The sequence below is a fragment of the Echinicola sp. 20G genome (assembly GCF_015533855.1).
Classification (GTDB): domain Bacteria; phylum Bacteroidota; class Bacteroidia; order Cytophagales; family Cyclobacteriaceae; genus Echinicola.
The window spans coordinates 463059-480163 of sequence record NZ_AP024154.1 but is presented as its reverse complement, the minus strand read 5'-3'; the positions used below and the strand labels follow the sequence as shown (position 1 = coordinate 480163).

The 17105-nt window shown below is 41.7% G+C and carries 9 protein-coding genes; 2 read left to right on the top strand and 7 right to left on the bottom strand.

Annotated features, from left to right (window positions below; all coding sequences use genetic code 11):
* Nucleotides 1-112: 112 nt before the first annotated feature.
* The 7 genes from JL001_RS02245 to JL001_RS02215 all read right to left on the bottom strand — a co-directional run bounded on the left by JL001_RS02245 (nt 113) and on the right by JL001_RS02215 (nt 14676).
* Nucleotides 113-3073, bottom strand: coding sequence for a two-component regulator propeller domain-containing protein (locus tag JL001_RS02245; protein WP_200974496.1), 2961 nt, complete (start codon nt 3071-3073; stop codon nt 113-115).
* Nucleotides 3074-3345: 272 nt separating this feature from the next.
* Complete coding sequence (locus JL001_RS02240) at nt 3346-4836, bottom strand: DUF1501 domain-containing protein (RefSeq protein WP_200974495.1); 1491 nt, start codon at nt 4834-4836, stop codon at nt 3346-3348.
* A gap of 23 nt (nt 4837-4859) precedes the next feature.
* On the bottom strand, nt 4860-7184 hold the full coding sequence (locus JL001_RS02235; protein ID WP_236252680.1) for a PSD1 and planctomycete cytochrome C domain-containing protein: 2325 nt from the start codon (nt 7182-7184) through the stop codon (nt 4860-4862).
* A gap of 25 nt (nt 7185-7209) precedes the next feature.
* A complete protein-coding gene (locus JL001_RS02230; RefSeq protein ID WP_200974494.1) occupies nt 7210-8265 on the bottom strand; it encodes a 6-bladed beta-propeller in 1056 nt (351 codons plus the stop codon).
* A gap of 164 nt (nt 8266-8429) precedes the next feature.
* The gene (locus JL001_RS02225) at nt 8430-10268 is read right to left on the bottom strand and encodes a RagB/SusD family nutrient uptake outer membrane protein (RefSeq protein ID WP_200974493.1); all 1839 of its coding nucleotides are present in this window, start codon (nt 10266-10268) and stop codon (nt 8430-8432) included.
* 27 nt (nt 10269-10295) lie between these two features.
* Nucleotides 10296-13361: a TonB-dependent receptor gene (locus JL001_RS02220; protein ID WP_236252679.1), complete on the bottom strand. Its 3066-nt coding sequence runs from the start codon at nt 13359-13361 to the stop codon at nt 10296-10298.
* A gap of 373 nt (nt 13362-13734) precedes the next feature.
* Entirely contained in the window at nt 13735-14676 is a 942-nt protein-coding gene (locus JL001_RS02215) for a glycoside hydrolase family 43 protein (RefSeq protein WP_200974492.1), read from the bottom strand.
* 183 nt (nt 14677-14859) lie between these two features.
* Between JL001_RS02215 and JL001_RS02210 the strand changes: the two genes are divergently transcribed.
* The gene (locus JL001_RS02210; RefSeq protein ID WP_200974491.1) at nt 14860-15954 is read left to right on the top strand and encodes a glycoside hydrolase family 43 protein; all 1095 of its coding nucleotides are present in this window, start codon (nt 14860-14862) and stop codon (nt 15952-15954) included.
* 13 nt (nt 15955-15967) lie between these two features.
* Complete coding sequence (locus tag JL001_RS02205) at nt 15968-17002, top strand: glycoside hydrolase family 43 protein (protein ID WP_200974490.1); 1035 nt, start codon at nt 15968-15970, stop codon at nt 17000-17002.
* Nucleotides 17003-17105 lie beyond the last annotated feature (103 nt).

The window sequence follows — 17105 nt, the reverse complement described above, 5'->3', positions numbered from 1 at the left end:
TGTCTCTATGGCCTTTTATTAAAAAAGCATATGCTACAAATATGCCCAATTATCCTTTTTTATGCTTTTCCTATCGTCCCAAATCACTTGTTTATTTGTTCCAAATGTCCTTTTATGAAGGGTTTGAGAAGGAATTCGCTATTTGTTTGGATTTTCTTTTGTGTTGGGAGATCAATTCAGAAGGGGATAGTCCGAATCTTGTTTGGAAGGATTTACTGAAGTGGGAAGCTGATTTGAAGCCGGACATTTGGTATACTTCCGTGATAGTAAATTGACAGGTGGTTAAAAGTTGGTAGGCTTTGTTGAGTTTGATTTCTTTGATAAAGGAAGACACCGTGTCGCCATTGTTTTCCTTGAATTTTCGATAGAGCTGGGTACGGCTTGTTCCAAGCTCTCGGCTAAGCATATTCACATCAAAATCTTCCTCTTGCAGGTGGGCCAATACAATGTTTTTGGCCCTTTCAAAGAAATCATCTGATGACTCTTCTTTGCTTTCAAGTGACCTTATTTCGCCTTCGTCCAAAATTGGTTTTGGAACTGGGTGTTTTTGAGGTACAATAATGTTGGATTGAGAGAGCTTTTGTTTGGTGATAAAGATATATGCACCTGAAAGGACTAATAGAACAAATAAACCTATAAGCCAATAAGAGCTGAAATAGGGGTTTCCCGGGACTTTGATTTTGATGGATCGGCCATTTTCATTCCACAAACCATCATTATTGCTGCCTTTGACTGTAAAGGTATAACTTCCAGGTGGTAGGTCGACATAGTTGGCCGAGGTATGGGTAGTATATGTCCAGTCTTCATCAATCCCTTCTAATTTATACGCATACTGGTTTTTTTCAGGCTTGATATAGTTCAGACTGGCAAAGGACAAACTGAAATCATTGCTGCCTTCTGGAAGTGTGATCTGTTCCATTTGGTTGATTTCCCTTTCCAAAATCCCCTTGGTTCCCTGAGGGATTGTTTTATTGTCAATGGATAAACTGGTCAGCACAATGGGAGGAATGTTGGGGTTGGTCTGGAGGCTGTCAGGGTGAAAGGAACTCAAGCCCCCCAAACTCCCTAAGAAATAATGTCCATCTTTACTTTGGGTCACCGCTCCTCTGGAAAAAACACTATTGGGCAAACCGTCTGTAGCCGTATAGTGATTGACAATGTCGATGGAGTCATTGTTAAGTTTGCAACGAAATAAGCCATTGTCTGCCGTAATCCATAGGGTCTCGTCACTGAAAAACAAGTTGCTGATTTGTTTTTGGGCAAGGGATCCACTTGGGATTTGGATGAATTTTTTCTCCTCCAAACGCCAAATTCCCGCTTGCTGGGTGAAAATCCAAATTTGTCCTTTTGAGTCTTCTGTTATTCCACTTATGTTAAAGGTTTGATTGGGAGACTTTGGGAAAGGCAAAAAGGAACTAGGGTAAGCTGACTTATTTTCGATCTGGTAGATGCCCAGGTTGGTGGCAGCCAGTAAGTTTCCATTCTTGTTTTCCAGTAAGCTTGAGAAGGTTTCGTCCCCTTCTCCTTTTAACTGAATAATTTTTTCAGGACTTGCCTTGAGATCTTTCAATACAAAAAGTTGTTCTGCAGTGCTGATCCATACTTTATTAAATTGGTCGATTACAATGGATTTGATATTAGTTTCCTGTGTATCCGGAAGCGAGATATCGATATTGACAAACTGGCCATTGGACCTGTCGTAGATGGCCAATCCGTTCAACTGGGTGTTGAGTAGTAAGATGTCTTTACCATTGAATTTTGAAATGGAAAGGATGGTGTTATCCATTAATGAACCCTTTTGGTTGCTTTTAAGAAAGTGGGTAAACTTCTCGCTTTCAGGGTCAAATTGGTTCAGCCCACCGCCATTGGTGCCGACCCAAATCAGTCCATTCTCATCAGTCAATAAAGCTGTGACATGGTCGATGCTCAACCCCTGATCATTGAGTGGGTTTTGTTGATAAGTTTTAAAATTACTGGGGTGGTTGTCGTAGATGTTTACCCCGCCATTGCTGGTAGCAATTAGGATTTGTTTTTCCTTGGTGATAAAGTCAGTAAGAACGCTGGCAGTGTTTCCTTTAAGGTTGATTTGTCCCTTGGTATTGTACCTGACAAAGGTATCCGTGTTTCGGTTATAAATACTCATTCCGCCTTGCATTCCACCAATAATCAGGTTTCTATCCATATTTTCTGTGATGGAATAGATGGAATTAGTAGCAAGGCTTCCTCTGTGACTCCCTTGAGTATAATGTTTGAAAGTTTGGGTGCTTTCATCAAATCTGTTCAATCCATTTCTGATGGTGCCTATCCAGATATTTTTATAGCTGTCTTCAAAAAGGGAAATGATGGTATTTCCACTGAGACTTTCGTGGTCGGAAGGTTCATGCTTAAAATTGATGAAAACATTCTTTTTGGGTTCAAAAAGGCTAACCCCCGAATAGTTAGTTCCTATCCAAAGTCGTCCTTTGGAGTCCTGAATAATTTGATTGACACTGTTGCCACTCAAGCTATTTGGGTTTCCTTCTTGATGAAAATAATTGATGAATTGATCACTATTTGCATCATATTGGGAAAGTCCTTCATTGGTTCCAATCCAAAGGTTTTGGGACTGGTCAAGAAACAGCACTTTGATGTTTTTTCCGGGAATGGAACTTGAGTCATTGGTTGCTGGCAAGTACCTTTTAAAGGTGTTGGTGTTCCGGTCAAACTTGTTGAGACCATATTTTGTCCCAACCCACAAGTTGTTTTTTTCATCTTCGATGATGGCATTCACCTGATTGCTGGATAAGCTGCTTTCATCTCCATCCTGATATGAAAAATGAATGTATTTTTGCCCATCAAATCGATTCAGTCCATTGGCAGTGCCAAACCAAAGAAAACCATAATGATCCTGATAAATGGATTGGACTTCCACATCGCTCAGGCCTTCCAGGGGCAATTGATACAGGTTCAGGTGTTTTTGAGCTTGGACCGTGAAACTTAAAAGGAAGAATAAACAAAAACACCATTTTAGCACAGAAAGAACCGCAGTCTTTTTGAAGGGAGAAGAGGATGTTATTTGTTTCTTGTTGCTCATGTATATTTTGGCTTTGCAAAAGCCATTTCAAATCTCATGATTTTGAAGTGGAGTCACGATTGCCAAGGTAAAAGCCTTTTGTCAACTCTGCCAAATTAAACGCCTGTGACTTGCACTACAAAAAAGATTGATGTAGCAATTTAACAAAAATATATTACCAGTACGTCTAGTGTCAAGATTTCGATAGTTAATATAAGTTTTTTTCTTTTGAAAACTTTCTTTTATATAGGTCTTAAAAGGGACGAAGTATAAAATACTCTCGTTATGAATTTTTAAGCAATGATTTTTTCGAAAACATTTCCATGGACATCAGTAAGCCTAAAGTCCCTACCTTGAAATTGGTAAGTCAGTTTTTCATGGTCCATACCTAAAAGGTGAAGTATGGTAGCTTGTAAGTCATGCACGTGGACACGGTCTTTAATTCCATAGTAGCCAATTTCGTCTGTCTCACCAAAGGAAAGGCCAGGCTTCACACCTCCACCAGCCATCCAAATGGTAAAGGCTTCTAAGTGATGATCCCTGCCCTGAAATTTCATTTCTTTACCACCCCGGTTTTCGCGCATGGGGGTTCTGCCAAACTCTCCGCCCCAGATCACTAAGGTGTCATCTAACAATCCTCTTTGCTTCAGGTCTTGTAGCAGCGCGGACATGGGCTTGTCCACCTCTTGGCAGCGGTCATTGAAGCCGTGGTGGAGAGATTCTTTTTGGTTGGAGCCGTGGGAATCCCAACCATAATGGTAGAGCTGGATAAAACGAACACCCTTTTCAGCCAACCTTCTTGCCAAAAGGCAGTTGTTGGCAAAGGATGATTTACCCGGTTCTGTGCCGTACATTTCGTGGATGTATTCCGGCTCATCCGAAATGTCCATGGTTTCGGGAACAGACATTTGCATTTTAAAAGCCATTTCATATTGGGAAATTCGGGTCATGATTTCTGGATCGCCCACTTCCTGATATTGCTGACGGTTAATGTCATTGATGATGTCAATGGTTTTTTCTCTCAACTCCCTGCTGACTCCCTTTGGATCAGAAAGATAGAGTACGGGGTCACCTTTGGACCTGCATTGTACTCCTTGGTAAACAGTTGGAAGAAAGCCACTTCCCCATATACTTTTACCTGCACTAGGGGTGGTTCCTCCTGATACAAAAACCACAAATCCCGGTAGGTTTTGGTTTTCAGATCCCAGTCCATAAGTGACCCAAGAACCAATACTTGGCTTGCCTAGTCTCGCACTGCCAGTCTGCATCAAAAGTTGCGCAGGAGCATGGTTGAATTCATCGGTGTGCATGGCTTTTAGAAAGCTCACATCATCTACACTTTGGGAAAAGTAGGGTAAGCGGTCAGATACCCAAGCACCAGATTGACCATATTGTTTGAACTGATATTGAGGGCCCAACATTTGGGGGGTACCTTGAATAAAGGCAAACCTTTTTCCTTCTAAAAGAGAAGGAGGACAGTCCAGTCCGTTGAGTTTCTGTAGTTCAGGTTTGAAGTCGAAAAGCTCCAGCTGTGATGGGGCTCCAGCCATGTGCAGGTAAATCACCCTTTTGGCCTTGGGGATAAAATGGCTGGGCAAGGCTTTCATGGGGTTATTCAGGTCAGCCATTTGGCCGGTCGGATCATTGCTGCCACAACTAGTCAATGAACTTCCCAAGAGTGAACCAAGTGCCAGTCCTCCCATTCCCGAAAGGCATTTTTTGAGAAAGTGTCTTCTGGTATTCAGCTCTGCATTTTTATATACAACTTCTTCAAACAAGTTCATGACGGGGTATTTAGAGTTTTAGCTTAATCTTTTGTAATGAATCCATCCAAATTAAGGATGGAATTGGCAACCATGGTCAGGGCATTGATGGATGGATCTGTTTCTTGCTTTCCTAAGTTTTCCAGTCCTTCACCGTTGGCCTCGAAATGCAGGTATGCGGTCTGATAGAGCTCTTCCAAGGAGCTGAGCACCTGAGGTTTGGGCTGCTTGAACAGGGCCAATTCATAACCTTCTTTCAGCTGCTCATCCAGTGTGCTGCCAGCAGCTTTCATTTTAAGAGCCAGTGCCTGTGCCGCTTCCACATAAACAGGGTCATTCATGGTCACCAAAGCTTGTAGGGGCGTATTGGTACGAATCCTTCTGTTTACACAAAACTCACGACTGGGGCTGTCAAAACTGACCATAGATGGGTAGGGACTTGTCCTTCGCCAATAAGTATAAATTCCTCTTCGGTGCTTGTCATCCCCTTTGCTTTCTATCCATTTTTCAGGGTTATTGATGACTTGCCAAACACCATCTGGCTGAGGTGGCATTACAGATGGGCCAAACATTTTTTTACTGAGCAGACCACTCACGGCCAGTGCTTGGTCCCTGACTTGTTCGGCGGTCAAACGCACTCTTGGGCCACGACTGAGCCAATAATTGGCGGCATCTTTTTCCAAGGCTTCTTTGCTAAGTTCAGAGGACTGGCGATAGGTGGCCGACATGACCATCATTTTCAGCAATGGTTTAAGTTGCCAATGCTGCTCCTTCATCCAATTGACCGCCATCCAGTCCAGAAGTTCAGGATGGGTGGGTTCAAACCCTTGTGAACCAAAATCTTCTTGGGTCTCTACAATGCCTCGTCCAAATAATTGGGCCCAAATTCTATTGACTGTTACCCTGGCGGTAAGTGGGTTGTCGTCACTCACAATCCATTTGGCCAAGCCTAAGCGATTTTTGGGTAGAGTATCAGGAAATTTGGGCATAGAGCCAGGAACTCCGGGCTGGACTTCTTTGCCGTGTTCCATCCAGTTGCCCCTTTCAAAGACAAAGGTTTGACGTCGCTCATCAGCAGACAATTCCTCCATGACAGGCAAGGGGTCAGGTCGAATGGATTTTAATTCGACTTCTTTTTCTTCGATTTGATGGGCAAATTGATAATTGGTTTTTGGAGATGCACTCTTAACGGAGTCGATCCAGTGTAGGATATTTGCTCTTTCTTGCTCTTCGATTTTGGTATAAACAGGCATCGTTGGGCTGTCTGTCCAGGTGTCTGCATCTGACGTGTTGTTGAAGAAAGCATAGAATTCATAGAACTCATCATGTTTGATGGGGTCATAGGGGTGACTGTGGCATTGTACACAGGCAAATGTAATGCCTTGCCAAACTTCCCACGTGGTGTTGACCCTATCAAGGACGGCTGCCACCCTAAATTCTTCATCATCTGTACCACTTTCATCGTTGGTCATGGTGTTGCGGTGAAAGCCAGTAGCAATCAGTTGATCCTTGCTAGGTTCTGGAAGCAGATCACCTGCAATCTGCTCTATGGTAAACTGATCAAAGGGCATATCTGCATTGAAAGCATCAATGACCCAGTCCCGGAATTTCCACATTGGGCGGTGGCGGTCTTTTTGGTAACCTTTGGTATCAGCATACCGGGCCAGGTCCATCCACATAGCTGCCCATCGCTCACCGTATTGCGGGCTGGCCAATAGCTCATCAACCAACTCTTCATATGTCGCCAAGTCAGGACTTTCTTCTAATTTTTTTACCATTTCTGGTGTAGGGGGGAGCCCCGTCAAGTCTAAGCTCAGTCTTCTTGCCAGGGTTGCTGCGGGAGCTTGTGGAGAAGGTGATAGTCCTTTTTCTTCCATTTTCTCCAATACAAAGGCATCGATTGGATTATCTGTCCATCCTGATTCGCTTATTTCGGGGATTTCTTTATCCGTTGGAGGAATGAAAGACCAGTGATCTTCCCATTTGGCTCCTTGATTGATCCATTTTTTTAAAATGTCTATTTCCTTGGGATCAAGAGGTGGGCCTTCGGGTGGCATCCTTACCTCGGGATCTTCGTGGAGAATTCTTTTGATCATCTCACTTTCATCGGCATGGCCAGGGATGATGGCAGGCTCACCTGATTTGGTGGCAGCTAGTGCCTCGGATTCAAAAAGTAAACTGAATTTTCCGGATTGTTTTACTCCTCCATGGCAGGAAATGCACTTGTTATTGATGATTGGCCTTACTTCGGCATTAAAGTCCACTTTTTCATCTTCCTTATCATTGCAGGAAAGGCCCAAGACCAAAATGGCCATGGCTCCTGAAAAGCTAAGGGGAATGATTCGTTTGAAGGACTTAAAGTTGATCACGGTTAGAATGGGTTATTTTAATAAACTATACTCTTTCAAGTTGTACAGGGTAGGTGTGCTCAGAATTCCATTGGGGGACGTAGATGTTTTCATCATTGTCGATACACACATCATGAGGGTTCATAAATGTGTGGCCATCGTAAACTATGGTTTGCAGCTTACCATCAATGTACTCGGGAGCAGAGCCTCCTGGTGCAGAGACAACTTTATTATTTTTGTCGAGTACGACGGTGAGTCCATCATAATCTTGCCTGCTTACGGTACGTAGTACTGAGAAATATAAATTTTGTCCTTTGATCACTGGTCTGTTGATCCAACAACCAGTTACAGGAACAGTTTCCAAATGATTACCATCCAAAGAAAACCTTTTGAATTCATGGGCCAGTCTGGAAGTGATGATCAATTCTGGTTGGTCAGTTTTTCGGGTATCTAGACAGATACCATGGGCTTGTTTGAGGTTGCCTTGATCTTCACCCTTTCCTCCGAAATGGCGGATGTACTCACCTTTTGGGGAATATTGGGTGATGTAACTTAATCCATATCCATCTGCCACATAGATGTCCCCAGTAGGGCCAATAGCAATTTCGGTAGGGCGGTATTGTTCTGGCTTCTCATAGACACCAGTTTCTTTAGGGTAGTCGAGTGTCAGTAGGATTTTTCCATCCAGAGTGGTTTTAAAGACTTGGTGACGGTCATGGTCAGTGATGTAAAGGAACTCTTCCCCCCCCTCATTGTGTAAAGTTAAGCCATGGGCTCCTGGGAAATCATGTCCCCAAGTTTTAAGCACTTTTCCTGAACGGTCATAAAAAATAATATTGTTCTTTGTTTCATTGGTCAGAAGAATCAATCTGCCTTTTTTATCCTGAACCATTTCATGACAGTCCTTGACTGGGATTTTTGTCGGGTCTTGGTTACCCCATTGTTTTTTTACACGATATTTAAAATCACCATGCCCAATGATTTCTCTTGCAGGATCAAGGGCCTTTCCAAAATTGATATTAGGAAAAAGAATCCCTGAAGCTACCAAGAGAGAACTGGATTTAAGAAATTTTCTTCTATGGCTGTTATTTTCTTTTGACATGGAATAATGATTAATACTTTAGGTCTTTGGCCCTTTAATTTAATTTTTAAATTTCTCAAAGACAATTCAGCTTTTAAGTTTTATATAAATGGTGGTATATACGATAAATGCTCCACCGGATAATTGCTGTTATCCGATGGAGCTAGTACATGTTTAATAATTATTTATTCTGTTTCCTCTATCGTGGTCAGAGGTGGTACATTGTTTTCAAAACCGGCATAACCTTTGTTCTGATTGATTTGTCCCTTTGTGTTGGAGTTTATTGCATCAGCAGGAATTGGCCATAGTACATGATATGGGCTCATGGTGTAGGTATCTCCATGTCTGGTAAAGACACCTTTATTATAATAATCTGTCTTTTCCATAATCCTATCGTAGAAAAAGTTTTCTTCAGAGAAATTTTCCTCGCTATAACTTTTTCCATTATAGGCTGATTTACCTGTTTGGGCAAAGAGATAGGACATCCTTGTAAGTTCAGTTTTTCTTGGCTCTTCATAGTAAAGCTCTCGCGCTCTTTCATCCAGCACCGTTCCTATATTGATCTCCGCAGCAGTGTAAGGGTCACACTTTGCTCTGGTTCTTACAGCATTGATATCTGCTGCTGCATTGGCCAGGTCATCTTTCCAATAATACGCTTCTGCTCTTAATAAGTAAGTTTCTGCCAACCTAAAGATGTACCAATCACTATGTCCGCCTTGCGGTTGGGTTCTTTGAGGATCGGGAATGTACACCTTATAATGAGGCCAAGAGAACCAGCTTCTGATGGTATCAGATACCAATACTATACCATCTGCGTTTCTAAATTCCAGGTTTTGTCCATAGTAGGAATCACTGCCGTCAATTCCAGGGTTATTGTAAACCATGTCTTCCATGTCCATCCAGTTACCAGGGGCGTGTCTCAGGTCTTTCTCATCATCCCAAATCATACTTTGATGATACCAGGTTCCTCTTAGCCTCCCTATACCTCTACCTAAAGCAGTTACTTGATCGATTTCTATGTTGTTTTTGTCAGAAGTTCCTTTGTTTCCATTAGGGGTATTAATGTTGTTGCCCCAAAAAGGAACAGCCTGTCTCATACTGGTCATACCACCACTATTACCATCTGTATCTATCCTGTCCATGACCATTAAGATAGCTTCTTTATTTGAATTAAGGGATTTGTTTTCAGGTCGGTGAAGGTCCCAAATTACATTTCGAGAAGCATCATTTGCGGTTGCTCCAAACCTGTCGGTCATCAAGGAATAATCCCCACCATCGATCAAACGTGATGCTGAAGCAATCGCATCATCAAACTCACCAAGTGCTAAGTTGACTTTGGTCAATAGGTGTTGAACAGCACCCTTTGGAACTCTACCACGATCCATTACATCAGGCACCCATTCTTCGGCCCATTCTAGGTCTTCCTTGATTTTTCTAAGTATGACCTTCCTGTCTGTACTATAGAAGTCCAGTTTAGGCTGAGTGATCTCTTCTAGGATCAAAGGAACGTCACCAAACTGTTGGGTCAATCGGTAGTAACGCATCGCCCTGTGGAAATAGGCCGTTCCCAAAATATGGTTTCTTTCCGCTTCGGATTCATAATCCTCTGGATCATCTATTCTGGAAACCACTACATTGGCGTATTTGATTCCTTTGAAGCCTTCATACCAATACCATCCAATTCTATTGGTATTTGTACTGTTCAGGTTGGCATCAGGGGTAATCAAAAGATTCAAATCTTGAGCAGGCCCCGATTTATCAGTGGTGCCTTCAATGGCGACCTCAGAGAAAATATGTTCGGTCAAAATTGGAGGTCCATCTCCAGTTAATTCATGCCTAAGGTTTCTTTCACAGGCAACCATTGCACCCCAAAGCCCACTGGCTTCATTATAGGTGTTTTCCGGAGCATAAAATGATAGGGGTTGAGGCTCCAACCAATCTTCACTACAACCACTGCTTAGCAGTATTCCTGTCGCCGCTATGGCAAAGGCTTTAGTATATGTTTTTTGAATATTTAATTTCATCGGAATTTTCTTTTTGGTCAAAACAAATTACAATGTGAGGTCAATTCCAAGTGTGAAATACCTTGGTGTAGGCCCACTGTTTTCTGGATCAAACCAATCCCATTGTGGAGCATAATGTCCTACATTTCTCACATTACAATAGATTCTTAGGTTTTCAATCTTTGCTTTTTCTGTCATTACCTTCGGTAAAGTGTATGCAACAGAAATGTTTTCTAGACGGATAAAGGATTTTTTCCTGTATAAAGAAAAGCTTGCACTGCCATCACTGGAGTAAAGTCTGGCCCATTCATTATTTGGGTTTTCTTCTGTCCAGTATGGTGTAATGTAAGAGTTGGTTCTATCAAGGAACCCTTGTCTGTTTTTCAGTTCATTGAAAGAACCATCATGCCCCCAGTAGGAATAAAGCATAAAGGAAACATCAAAGTTTTTATAGATTTTGAATTCATTTCGCATACTCCACCTGAATCTTGGCTCTGTGTATCCTAAAAACTGCCTATCATCTATGGTGTAAAGACCATCCTGATTGACATCAACTAACCTGAAATCTCCTGGGTAAACTCCGTATTCGGCAGCTTCATCCTTGTCTTCTACTTGATAGATGCCATCCGCTTTGATCCCCCAGATTCTGTCAATGGCTTCACCAATAAACCACTGATTTTCTATGTCGTCCAATTCATTGCCTTCTTCGTCCAGGTCTCCATATAAGCTGACAATTTTATTCCTATTTAGTTGGAAATTCACTCCCGTTCTCCAAGTGAAGTTTGGCTTTCTAATATTGTTGGAGTTAAGAGAGAGTTCAAATCCTTTATTGTCTACTTGGCCCAAATTGTCATATACAAAGTTGAACCCAAGGATATCCGGTAAGCTTCTTTCCACTAGCAAGTCTCTGGTCGACATTTTATACATTTCGAGTGTTCCGTCTAGGACTCCTTTAAAAAATGAAAAGTCAAGCCCAACATTAAAGGAATTGGTTCTTTCCCATTTCAGGTTAGGGTTGCTCATCGTGTTTACATATAGCTGATTTACAAAATATAGCTCTCCGTTTGGTCTTTGGTAAAAATATTTACCAGTATTCAAATCGGATAGGGCAGCGTAACGACCTATATCCCTATTGCCATTACTTCCCCAAGAAACCCTTAGTTTTCCAAAATCCAGCCAGTCCAAGTCCACGAAGGATTCATCTGAAAATAACCAAGCTCCCGCAATGGAATAGAAGGTGGCGCGAGGGTTACTTTGTCCAAAAGCAGAGTAGCCATCCCTTCTAACAGATAGTGTCGTTGAGTATTTATCCTTAAAGGAGTAAAGTAACCTTCCCATTAAGGCATCCCCTGTTGAGTATTGGTCGTTGCTGGAAATAATGGGGTTGATCCCTGCCCCCATATTATGGTAGCCCAATCTATCATGTGGTTCAAAACCATTATTTTCCATTGTATTGTCCCAACTTTGGAATTTTTCTGCATTGGCAAGTAAGGTCAAATTAAAGTCATGGACATTGTTGAAATTCTTTTTCCATGTCAGGATATTATCTATTTGCCAATAATAGGTTCTACTGTTTTGTCTGGAAGCATTTCCACCTCTTTGAGACCACTCGAAATGAGCTGCTGATTCATGATTAAACCTCTCGTAGAAAGTAAACCTAGGCGTGAAGTTAGTTCTAAAGTTAAAACCAAAAGGAAGATCAACAGATGCAAAAATGGTAGAGTTTAGGGTGAACTCTTTTTGCTGTCTATCGATGAATGATCGGTCATATTGGGGGTTGATTCCTCCACTTGGTTCATCATTGGGTCTGTACTTTAAGGTACCATCTTCATTGTATTCTGATCCCCATGGGGATAGTTTTTGTAAATTGGTCCAATCAACAGCTACGGAGCCCTCGTCCCTATTGGCAAATTGGGTATTCATTCCAACCGTTAAAAACTTGTTGATCTTACCTTGGATATTGAATCTACTCCTGATGGTCTCAAATTCATCTCCGATGATGATCCCCTCATTATTTAGATAGCCCAAAGACCAATAATACTGAACATCGTCTGTTCTACCACTAAGGCTTACTGTATGATCCTGTCTAAAACCATTTTGGAATATCCTGTCATACCAGTCAATTGATTGGCCCGCTTTGTAATTTTTGATTTCCTCAGGCTGCATATTCAGGCGCTGTAGCCACACTGTAACCGGATCGCCGTCGGACCCATCATAACTCATCCATGTTTCCAAGGAAATGTCTGAAGGCAAGGTTCTAGGGTCAGAGAATTGGTAAGGCTCATAGCCACCAGCATTGATACTTTTAAATACATCTTCCCTCCAGCTGATAAATGCATCAGGGCCATATACCTGTTCCATTGCCCCCACGGTTGCCAAACCAACATTTGAGTTGATGGAGATACGCGGTCTTCCTTTTTTTCCTTTTTTCGTATTAATCATAATTACTCCATTGGCAGCTTTTGCTCCAAAAACTGCTGCGGAGCTAGCATCTTTTAGTACTTCAATGGTCTCGATGTCATTGGGGTTGATATCCGAAAGCTGACCATAATAGATGGCACCATCCAAAACCAATAATGGGCTTGTCCCAGCATTTAAGGAAGTCCTTCCTCTCACTTCTAGGCTACCACCTCCCTTTGCTGACGTACTCAATCCGACGTTAAGACCAGCTACGTTTCCTCTCAGGACATCCTGGACGGAGTTGGGGTTCTCATTCTCTAATTTGGAGGTGTTGACAGACGACACTGCTCCAGTGATATCTCTTTTGGTGGCGGTACCGTATCCAATTACGACTACCTCCTCAAGATCGGAAATGTCTGAAACTAAGGTGACATTAATGGTAGATTGATTGGCAATGGATATTTCTTGACTTGCATATCCAATAAATGAAAAAACCAGTACACCTTCGTTCGGAACCTCGATTTCATAGTTTCCGTCGATGTCTGCAGAGGTACCTATCGTACTTCCTTTTAAAAGTACCGTTGCTCCCGGGATGGGGTCGCCGCTTTCTTCTGTGATTTGTCCTGTTACTTTTACCGATTGAGCCCAAGAGGCCCAATGAATAACTAACAAGCACATACACAGACTGAATGTCTTCAGTAGTTTTGTTGTCATAATTTTAGGGTTTAGAGTTAATTGTTATTAAAATAATAGCTATCAGTCAATGAATTGCTAAGTCTATAATTTCGAATAGCGGTTACTTATCGAAATTAAAGGTTGCTTAAAGGTTATTATTGGTTATTTTGATTTTGCTATTGTCGTAAAATCAATAATAATATGCTTTATGTCAAGCGCTTGGTTTTAAAAACTTACGGAATCGATTTCGTAACATTTCAATTAAACTAAATAGTAAGTTTTAAAACGAAAAAATTAGGTTTTAAGAGAGGTAAGTGATCAACTATACTTTCGAATACCTCTGAAAACAGAAAGCGACCTTTGAGTATGTCAAAGGCCGCTTTCTGTTAACTTGAGGGTTAGACAATTTGATTTAGTGCTCAAGAGATTTTTTGAGGGCTTCAAATTCTTCAACAGTAATTTTAAAAGCGGTTCCATGACGGGTGCCCTCAGGAAAATGGATGGTGTCGGAAATATCTTCCCAATTTTCAAAGTCTGAAGAAGCTATCGCACCCATTTTATGGTCTCTGTATTTATCAAAATAGACAATACAGCGGCCGTCTACCATAAGTGGAGTAGGACCTTCTGCCCAATAATCACCGGAAATGGGTTGGCCCGCAACAGGATATCCTTTTGTTAGTGTTTTGCTCTTTGCGACACGGATGTTTTTTGCTGGAGGAGTCCGGGTTTCATCTTTGACGAACATGATGTAATTGCCCTCATGTTGAATAATGGTACCGTCTATGACATTAAAGCCCGGTTCGTAAAACAGCTTTGTTTTGCTAAACTTCTTGAAATCCTTGGTGGTAGTATAATACATGCGGTGATTGTAGGCGTTTTCCAAGCTGTCTTGTGTTTCAGGATAAAGACCTGTGATGGTAGTGGACCAGAAAATCATGTATTGTTTTTTCTTATCATCATAGATAATTTCCGGTGCCCAAGTATTTCTGGCGCCTTCTTCATGTTCCATGACAGGTATAAACTGCTGCGCGGACCAATCGACCAAGTTTTCGGAAGAGGCATAGCCAAGCCCTTTTTCATTCCAACTCACCGTCCACACCATATGGAATTTACCATCCCCTCCTCGAATGATACAAGGATCCCTCATCAATTTATCTCCTCCTGCGGTTGGGCTAAGTACACTTTTGTTGTCATTGAGGGCTTTCCAGTTTAAGCCGTCCTGACTGTAGGCGAGATGTAGGCCATCTTCTCCATTGCCCATAAAATAGGAGAATAGATAAATATCATCAGTTTGGGCCATGGCCTGTAGTAAGCCAATAAAGAAAAACGCAAAAAGCAAACTGTTTTTTTTCATGTTTAATAAGAGTAATGTTGGGCGTCCAAAATACTGCCTTCAAGGTCATAAAGCAAAGAACAGTACAGTATAGCCATTGGAATAACTTTAATTTAAGAACAATTCATTCCAAGAAAGCGAATATTTTACTTTAAAGTGTTAAATTGACAATTAATTAAACACTAAACCCCTAATACAGCCATCATGAAACGAATGTCGCTCTGGCTTGTCCTTTTCTCGCTTTTACTTTTTCAGTGCCAATCCAAAATTTCTAAAGAGGATGACCAAAAAGGTCTTTCATCATTCATGCCTGATGTTTCAAGTGATCAAGCATTCAGTGCTTATTTAATGGTTTACTTTAAAGACAGTGACCACAGCCTTCATATGGCCCTAAGTCCAGATGGTTATACTTTTACGGATATCAATCAGGGGAAGGCCGTCATCGCTGGTGATACCATAGCGGAACAAAAGGGCATCCGTGATCCACATATTTACAGGGGGCCTGATGGAATTTTTTATTTGGCCATGACAGACCTGCATATATTCGCCCAAAGGGATGGACTCAGGAAAACTGAGTGGCAACGCCCAGGGGAAGAGTTTGGTTGGGGTAATAATAGAGGTTTTGTCCTGATGAAATCCAGTGATCTGATCCACTGGTCAAAAGCCAATGTGATTCTATCGGATGAGTTTGAAGGTTATGATTCCCTTGGTTGTGCCTGGGCTCCAGAAACGACTTTTGATGAATCAAAAGGAAAATTGATGCTTTATTATACCATGCGTTGGAAAAATGGCCTTAATAAAATGTATTACAGTTATGTCAATGATGCCTATGATAAGTTGTTGACTGAGCCAAAGCTGATTTTTCAATATCCCAAAGAGGTCAGCTATATCGATGCAGATATTACCAAAGTAGGAGAGCAATACCATATGTTCTATACCCCTCATGATGGCATGCCCGGTATTAAGCAAGCTGTCTCTAGTAAAATTAACCAAGATTATAAGTATGATTCCCTTTGGTACGATTCAGAACCTGAGGCTAGTGAGGCCCCCAATGTTTGGAAGCGCATAGGAGAAGAGAAATGGGTTTTGATGTACGATATCTACGGGATTCATCCACATAATTTTGGTTTTAGAGAGACCAGTGATTTTAAACACTTTGAAGACCTAGGGCACTTTAATGAAGGGAAAATGAAAGCCTCTAATTTTTCATCTCCCAAGCATGGTGCTGTGGTTCACTTGACCCAATCCGAGGCACAAAACCTGGCCAATCACTGGGGGTTGGAAATGAATTTTAAATAGCAAATATTCAAAAATGTATTTAAAGGTTAATGCTACTTTTGCGGTATTACTGGTGATTCTTTTGAGCGTATTGTCTTCTTGTTCAAAAAACTCAGAGCACTTTGATGGATATTTATTTGCCTACTTCGAAGGGACAGGTCCTGCAGAAAAGCAAGAGCAACTCAGGTTTGCCGTAAGCAAGGATGCGATTCACTGGAAAGCATTAAATCACAATGACCCCATTATAGCGTCCGCAAAAATATCACAGTCAGGAGGAATTCGTGATCCACATATTTTAAGAGGAACAAATGACGAGAGCTTTTACATAGTGGCCACGGATATGTTTACAAAGAAAAACGGTTGGGACAGCAATCCCGGCATTGTTTTGATGAAATCTGATAACCTCTTAGATTGGAATGCTGCATGGATAGATTTGGAGAAGACATATCCAGAAGAATTCCCAGAAGTGAAGTGGGTTTGGGCTCCCCAGACCATTTATGATTCGGAGGAAGGTAAGTACTTGGTCTATTTTACGGTTCGTTTCCACACGGACGAAAAGCTGGACTTTTACAGTGCTTATGCCAATGAGGACTTCACGGGGTTTGAGAGCGCTCCAACCTTAATGTTCAGCGCTAAATATGGCGCGATTGATGGAGATATTGTCGAGAAAGATGGGGGATATCATTTGTTTTATAAAGGCAATACCAAAGATCAAAACGGGAATGAGTTTGAAAATGGGATCCAACAGGCTACCAGTAAATCCCTGCATGGTCCTTGGAAGGAGGATTTCAAGTATTTGGACATCTATGCCGGAAAGCCTACCCTTGTGGAGGGGTCTTCTGTCTTTAAACTAAACGGAAAAGAGGAGTATTTTCTCATGTATGACCTCTACGCTAATCAGCGCTATGAATATCAACGCAGCAAAGACTTGGTCCATTTTTCGGATACAACCGGCTCCTTTACCAAAGATTTTAACCCAAGACATGGAAGTGTCATCAGCATTACCAGAGCTGAAGCCCAAATGCTTCAGGAAAAATGGGGAGGGGTACCGGAAGGATTGTTGAAGTAGGGGGTATATGTGTTGAGTATTGAGACTTTAGACAATAGACAGAAGACGCTAGACTTCGTCGAAGAAACCTGTTCTTTGTCTTGTTGTGCGAAATGTTGAGTCT

Coding starts and splice junctions, on each gene's coding strand:
- JL001_RS02245 (WP_200974496.1), bottom strand. CDS start 3,073: ATGAGCAACAAGAAACAAATAACATCCTCTTCTCCCTTCAAAAAGACT.
- JL001_RS02240 (WP_200974495.1), bottom strand. CDS start 4,836: ATGAACTTGTTTGAAGAAGTTGTATATAAAAATGCAGAGCTGAATACC.
- JL001_RS02230 (WP_200974494.1), bottom strand. CDS start 8,265: ATGTCAAAAGAAAATAACAGCCATAGAAGAAAATTTCTTAAATCCAGT.
- JL001_RS02225 (WP_200974493.1), bottom strand. CDS start 10,268: ATGAAATTAAATATTCAAAAAACATATACTAAAGCCTTTGCCATAGCG.
- JL001_RS02220 (WP_236252679.1), bottom strand. CDS start 13,361: ATGACAACAAAACTACTGAAGACATTCAGTCTGTGTATGTGCTTGTTA.
- JL001_RS02215 (WP_200974492.1), bottom strand. CDS start 14,676: ATGAAAAAAAACAGTTTGCTTTTTGCGTTTTTCTTTATTGGCTTACTA.
- JL001_RS02210 (WP_200974491.1), top strand. CDS start 14,860: ATGAAACGAATGTCGCTCTGGCTTGTCCTTTTCTCGCTTTTACTTTTT.
- JL001_RS02205 (WP_200974490.1), top strand. CDS start 15,968: ATGTATTTAAAGGTTAATGCTACTTTTGCGGTATTACTGGTGATTCTT.